This window comes from Kitasatospora sp. NPDC088264, assembly GCF_040685715.1.
Lineage (GTDB): Bacteria > Actinomycetota > Actinomycetes > Streptomycetales > Streptomycetaceae > Kitasatospora.
Genome location: NZ_JBFBIR010000037.1, coordinates 73,653 through 80,238 on the forward strand (window position 1 = coordinate 73,653; position 6,586 = coordinate 80,238).

The window sequence follows — 6,586 nt, forward strand, 5'->3', positions numbered from 1 at the left end:
ATGCTCCAGATCGACCGGACCGGGTTCACGCTCGACGGGCGCCCCCTGCGCCTGCTCTCCGGCGCCCTGCACTACTTCCGCAGCCTGCCCGGGCAGTGGCCGCGCCACCTGCGGATGCTGCGGGCGATGGGGCTCAACACCGTGGAGACGTACGTCCCCTGGAACCTGCACGAGCCCCGCCCCGGCGCGTACGACTTCACCGGCATCGCCGACCTGGAGGCCTTCCTGCGGGCCGCCGCGGACGCCGGACTGCACGCGATCGTCCGCCCGAGTCCCTACATCTGCGCCGAGTGGGAGAACGGCGGCCTGCCCTGGTGGCTCCTGGCCGAACCGGGCGCGGCGGGCCGCGGCCTGCCGCTGCGCACCAGCGACCCGCGCTTCCTGGCCCACGTCGACCGCTGGTACGACACGCTGATCCCGATCCTGGCGGCGCACCAGACCACGCGCGGCGGAAACGTCCTGATGGTCCAGATCGAGAACGAGTACGGCTCCTACGGCACCGACCGGGCCTACCTCGCCCACCTCGCCGACGGCCTGCGCGCCCGCGGCATCGACGTCCCGCTCTGCACCTCCGACGGGCCGGAGGACTTCTTCCTCACCGGCGGCGCCCTGCCCGGCCACCTCGCCACCGTCAACTTCGGCAGCCGCGCCACCGAGGCCTTCGCCGAGCTGCGCCGCCACCGCCCCCAGGACCCGCCGATGTGCATGGAGTTCTGGAACGGCTGGTTCGACCACTGGGGGGAGCCGCACACCACCCGCCCGGCCGAGGACGCCGCCGCGGCCCTGCGCGAGATCCTGGCGGCCGGGGCCTCCGTCAACCTCTACATGGCCCACGGCGGCACCAACTTCGGCACCTGGGCCGGCGCCAACACCGCCGATCCGCGCACCGGCCGGGGCTACCAGCCGACCGTGACCTCCTACGACTACGACGCCCCGCTGGACGAACGAGGCGCCCCCACGGCCAAGTTCCGGGCCTTCCGCGAGGTCCTGGCGGCGTACGCGGACGGCCCGGTGCCGGAGCCCGAGGAGCTTCCGGCCACGCTGCCGGCGTGCCGGGTGGAGCTCGACCGGTCCCTGCCGCTGGCGGACGTGGTGGACCACCTGTCCACCGGCGAGGTCCGCTCCGCCGTCCCGCTCTCCTTCGAGGAACTCGGCCTCCCGCACGGCCTCGTCCGCTACCGGACCACCATCCCCGGCCCGCGCGCGGAATACCCGCTGACCGTCGAGGGGCTCGCCGACCGGGCCCACGTCCGCGTCGACGGCACCCACCTCGCCACCCTGGAACGCGACGTCGAGCACGAGCCCCTGCTCGTCCCGGTGCCCGGCGGCGGTGCCCGGCTGGAGCTGCTGGTCGAGTCGATGGGCCGGGTCAACTACGGCGCCGGGATCGGCGACCGCAAGGGGATCGCCGGGGCCCTGCACACCCAGCAGTACCTGCACGGGTGGACGGCCGACCCGATGCCGCTGGCCGACGGGACGCCGGACCGGCTCCCCTGGGGCACGGCCGGCGCCCCGGCCGCCGGCCCCGGCGCGGCCTTCCACCGCGGCGCCTTCGAGGTCGCGGAGCCCGCCGACGGCTACCTGGCGCTGCCGGGCTGGGGCAAGGGCTACGTCTGGGTCAACGGCTTCCTGCTGGGCCGCTACTGGGACCGCGGACCGCAGTGCACGCTCTACCTGCCCTGGCCGGTTCTGCGCAGCGGGACGAACGAGATCACCGTCCTCGAACTCGACCGGTCCGGCGAACCCGCCGTGCACCTGGTGGCCCGGCCCGACCTGGGCTGACACCCCGTGCACCCGGCCCGTCGCCCGGCTCTCCGCCCGGGTCTCCGCGCGACGGGCCGTGTCGAAACCGAGACCGCTTCGTGCTCCGAAGCTCTAGGAACCTGCTCGATATTGAGCAATACTCATCCGAACTGCGCACCATAGAGCAGGGGGTGGTCCGATGGGCACGCGACCACCGACACCCGGACCGGGCCAGGGCCAGGGCCAGGAGCCGGACCAGGATCCGGCCCCGGAGCCGGCCCGGTGAGGAGGCCGCCGACGCGCGGCGGCACTCCCGGCCGGCCCCAGAACCTCCGGAACCCGGACACCCCTGCCGACCCCCACCGCACCCCCACCTCCACCCCCACCGCACCGCACCCGCTCGCGCCAGCCGCCGTCCACCCGACGCCGTGCCGCGATGGCCGAGGGCCAGTACACGTAAAGGACGAGATCCTCATGGCGAAGACACGAATCCGCACCCGCCTGCTGGCCGCCGCCGCCACGCTGCCGCTGCTCACCGGCATCGCGGCCTGCGGATCGGGCGGTGACGGCGCCTCGGGCGGCGGAGGCTCCGCCGAGGTCACGTTCTGGGGCTGGGCGCCGGGCTACGAGGAGGCGGTGGCCCAGTACAACGCGGCCCACCCGGACGCCAAGGTCAAGTTCGAGAAGATCGTGTCGGGCAGCAAGGGCGGCTACGCCAAGATCTTCGCGGCCGTCAAGGCCGGCAACGCCCCCTGCCTGGCCCAGGTCGGCTACGAGTCGCTGCCCAGCTTCGTCGTGGAGGGCGCCGTCCAGGACGTCAGCGGCGAGGCCGGGCAGTACCAGTCGCAGTACGGGGACGGCGCCTGGAACGCGGTGAAGGTCGGCGGCCAGGTGTACGGCATCCCGGTCGACGTGGGCCCGATGGCGCTCTACTACCGCACCGACCTGTACGCCCAGTACGGTCTGAAGCCGCAGGCGACCTGGGAGGAGTTCGCCGCCGACGCCGCCAAGGTGCACGCCGCCAACCCCAACGGCTACCTGAGCGTGTTCAACCCGGACGACCCGTGGTGGTTCGCCGGCATGTCCGCCCAGGCCGGCGGCAGTTGGTTCGGCACCGACAGCAAGGGCTGGAAGGTCTCGCTCGCGAGCGACCCGGCCACCGCCAAGGTCGCGAAGTACTGGCAGGGCCTGATCGACCAGGGCCAGGTCAAGTCCGAGCAGGGCTTCAGCCCCGACCTCTACAAGGACCTCCAGGACGGCACGCTCGCCGCCTACCCCGGCCCGGTCTGGTTCTCCTCCATCCTCGAACAGAACGCGGCGCAGGCGTCCGGCAAGTGGGCGGTCGCCCCGATGCCGCAGTGGCAGGGCGGCGCCAAGTCGGTCGGCAACGACGGCGGTTCGTCCACCGCGGTGGTCAAGGGCTGCAAGAACACCGCCGCTGCGCTGCGCTTCGCCAACTGGATGAGCACGGACGCCGCCGCCGTCGGCACCCTCGTGGACAAGGCCGGCATCTACCCCGCCTCCACCAGCGGCACGTCGGTGCCGGCACTGGCGAAGCCGAGCGCCTACTTCGGCAACCAGCCGATCTTCGACGTCTTCAAGCAGGCGACGGCGCAGGCCCCCAAATGGAGCTGGGGCCCGACCATGACCCAGACCTCCAGCGACCTCACCGACGCCTTCGGCGCGGCCGTCGCCGCCCACGGCGACCTGACGGCGGCGCTGGGCACGGTGCAGAACAAGACCGTCGACGCGATGAAGTCCAAGGGGCTGACGGTCACCGCCGGCTGACCGGCTCGCCGGCGGACCCCGCGCGGTCCGCCGGCCCGGGCGCGTCCGACCCGTCCGACCCGTCCGACACGCCCGAGGGACCGACCACCGCCCGCACGAGAGAGAACCCCAGATGAGCGCAGCAACCCCGGCGGCGCCGGGCCGCACCGCCCCGAAGGCCGCCACCGCACGACGGACGCCGTCCCGCAACCGCGCGGCCCTCGGCTTCCTGGCCCCCTTCGGCCTGCTGTTCACCGTCCTGTTCCTGCTGCCCATCGGGTACGCGCTCTGGCAGAGCCTGTACCGCGTGGAGCGCTCCGGCCTCGGCTTCGGCCCGGCCAGAACGGTCTTCGCGGGGCTCGACAACTACACCGCGGCCCTGGGCGACGGTTCGTTCCTCGCGGGCGTCGGCCGGGTGCTGCTCTTCGGCGTGGTCCAGGTCCCGGTGATGCTCGGACTGGCCCTCGGCCTCGCCCTGCTGATCGACGCCAAGGGCACCCGGCTGCGGAAGTTCTTCCGGCTCGCCTACTTCCTCCCGTACGCGATCCCGGGCGTCGTGGCCACCATCCTCTGGGCGTTCCTCTACCTGCCCGGCACCAGCCCGCTCGTCGCCGGACTGAGGGACATCGGCATCGACGCCGACTTCCTCTCCTCCGGCACCGTCCTGTGGTCGATGGCCAACATCGTCACCTGGACCTGGACCGGCTACAACATGCTGGTCATCCTCTCCGCCCTGCAAGCCATCCCCAGCGAGCTCTACGAGGCCGCCGACCTCGACGGCGCCGGCCCCTGGCGGACCGCCTGGCACATCAAGATCCCGCTGGTGGCCCCCGCCCTGGTGCTGACCGGGATCTTCTCCATCATCGGCACCCTCCAGCTCTTCACCGAGCCGATGGTCCTGCATTCGCTGGCCTCGACCGTCTCCGCCGACTACACGCCCAACATGGCGGCGTACAACGCGGCGTTCGGCACCAACGACTACGGCAAGGCCGCGGCCATCGCCGTCCTGCTGGCCCTGGCCACCTGCGTCCTGTCCTTCACCTTCCTGCGCCTCTCGGTGCGCATCACCGGAAACCGGGTGACCGCATGAGCACCGCCGACCTCCGCCGCCGCCCCGAGACCGCGGGCCCGGCGCGCCGCCGCCCCGCCGGGCCCGCCCGACTGGGTGCCCCCGGCCGCCGTCCGCGCCCCAGCGTCCTCGGCACGGCCGTCCTGTTCGTGCTCTCCGCCTACTTCCTGCTGCCCGCCTGGTGGCTGCTGGTGGCCTCCACCAAGAGCAGCAGCGACCTGTTCGGCAGCGGCGGTTTCTGGTTCTCCACCCTCCACCTCGGCGACAACCTGCACGACCTGGCCACCGCCAACGGCGGGCTCTACTTCCGCTGGCTCCTCAACACCGTGCTGTACGCGGGCGTCGGCGCCGCGGCCGCCACCCTGCTCGCGGCGATGGCCGGCTACGCGCTCACCAAGTACCGGTTCCGGGGCCGCGAGGCGGTGTTCAACACGATCCTCGCCGCGGTGCTCGTCCCCGCGCCGCTCCTCGCCCTGCCGGTCTACCTGCTGCTGTCCAAGGCTCATCTGGTCAACACCGTCTGGGCGGTCCTGCTGCCCAGCATGGTCAGCCCGTTCGGCGTCTACCTCAGCCGGATCTACGCCGCCGCGTCCGTCCCGGACGAGATCCTGGAGGCCGCCCGGATGGACGGCGCGGGGGAGTTCCGGATCTTCTTCACGGTGGTCCTGCGGATCTTCTCGCCGGCGCTGGTGACCATCTTCCTGTTCCAGTTCACCACCATCTGGAACAACTTCTTCCTGCCGCTGGTCACGCTCTCCGACCAGAAGCTCTGGCCGGTCAACCTCGGCCTCTACTACTGGAACGGCCTGCGGGACCACACCCCGTACAACCTGGTCGTCACGGGCTCGTTGGTCTCGGTCGTCCCGCTGGTCGTGGCCTTCCTGCTGTTGCAGCGGTTCTGGCGCACCGACCTGACGGCGGGCGGCGTCAAGGCCTGAACCGGGCCCCGGGGCGTGGCCGGTGGATCAGGCCACCCCCGGGGCCCGTCGGCGGTCAGGCCCGCCGGACCCGGACGCCGCAGCCGGTGACGGCCCGCTGCTGCGCCTCCGTCAGGCCGTCGTCCGTCACCAGGTCGTGGACGTCGGAGAGCGGGCAGATCCGGGCGAAGGTGACCTTGCCGACCTTGGTGCTGTCGGCCAGCACGACCGAGCGCGCGCTGCTGCGCAGGAACGCCCGGTCGGTCTGGGCCTCCATCTCGTCGTGCGTGGTGCAGCCCTCCTGCGCCGTCAGGCCGTCGACCCCGATGAAGGAGATGTCCAGGTGGTACTGCGAGAGCATCCGGTCGGCGGCCGGACCGACCAGCTCGTAGCTGGCCGTGCGGGCGATGCCGCCGATCACCACGAGGCGCACCTCGGGGCGGACGATCAGGTCGGCGGCGATGTTCACCGCGTTGGTCACGACGGTGATGCCGGTGCGCTCGGCGAGCACCCGGGCGAGCTCGCTGGTGGTGGTGCCGCCGCTGAGGCCCACCACCGCCCCCTCCGGCACGAGTTCGGCCGCGGCCAGGGCGATCCGGCGCTTCTCCTCCCGCTGCTTCTCGCCGCGGTGGCGCAGCGGCAGTTCGAGGTTGACCGAGCCGGTCACCGCGCCGCCCCGGGTGCGGTGCAGCAGCCCCTGTTCGTGGAGCTCCTGGAGATCGCGGCGCACGGTCGCGGTCGAGACGTCCAGGAGCTCGGCGAGCGCGTGCACATCGGCGCTCCCCGCTTCGGTGACGTGCGAGAGGATCCGGGTGGCGCGATCAGCTTTGAGCATGACGCGATTCTAGCCCGGTCCGGAGCCAAACCCCTGGGTGGCGCCGGGTCGGACTGATTTCGGCGAGCAGGTCGCAGGTCTGGTCGTCCGCTCGAAACTGACTATCATGGCGATGAAACAAGCAACTTCACTCAGTTCTACGGCTGCCCGGAGCAGCGCCGGAGGTGACCGCGTGACCACCGCGGACCGTGACCGTACCGCACTGGCCGGCGCCCGGCTGGTCCTGCCCGGCGGCGTCGTCGAGGGCGGCCGCCT

The 6,586-nt window shown here is 72.4% G+C and carries 5 protein-coding genes; 4 read left to right on the plus strand and 1 reads right to left on the minus strand.

Annotated elements, in window-relative coordinates; translation table 11 throughout:
• The 4 genes from AB0O82_RS25530 (at nucleotide 1) to AB0O82_RS25545 (ending at nucleotide 5,517) form a co-directional block, all read left to right on the plus strand.
• A complete protein-coding gene (locus AB0O82_RS25530; protein ID WP_363586281.1) occupies nucleotides 1-1,782 on the plus strand; it encodes a beta-galactosidase family protein in 1,782 nt (593 codons plus the stop codon).
• A gap of 435 nt (nucleotides 1,783-2,217) precedes the next feature.
• The gene (locus AB0O82_RS25535; protein ID WP_363586282.1) at nucleotides 2,218-3,531 is read left to right on the plus strand and encodes an extracellular solute-binding protein; all 1,314 of its coding nucleotides are present in this window, start codon (nucleotides 2,218-2,220) and stop codon (nucleotides 3,529-3,531) included.
• A gap of 112 nt (nucleotides 3,532-3,643) precedes the next feature.
• Nucleotides 3,644-4,600 carry a sugar ABC transporter permease gene (locus AB0O82_RS25540; protein ID WP_363378430.1) on the plus strand — a complete coding sequence of 319 codons (957 nt, stop codon included), beginning with the start codon at nucleotides 3,644-3,646 and terminating at the stop codon, nucleotides 4,598-4,600.
• Nucleotides 4,597-5,517 carry a carbohydrate ABC transporter permease gene (locus AB0O82_RS25545; protein WP_363586283.1) on the plus strand — a complete coding sequence of 307 codons (921 nt, stop codon included), beginning with the start codon at nucleotides 4,597-4,599 and terminating at the stop codon, nucleotides 5,515-5,517. The genes AB0O82_RS25540 and AB0O82_RS25545 overlap by 4 nt, the downstream gene beginning before the upstream one ends.
• Nucleotides 5,518-5,572: 55 nt before the next feature.
• Here the strand turns inward: AB0O82_RS25545 and AB0O82_RS25550 are convergent, their stop codons facing one another.
• Nucleotides 5,573-6,331 carry a DeoR/GlpR family DNA-binding transcription regulator gene (locus AB0O82_RS25550; RefSeq protein WP_363586284.1) on the minus strand — a complete coding sequence of 253 codons (759 nt, stop codon included), beginning with the start codon at nucleotides 6,329-6,331 and terminating at the stop codon, nucleotides 5,573-5,575.
• Nucleotides 6,332-6,586: the final 255 nt, after the last annotated feature.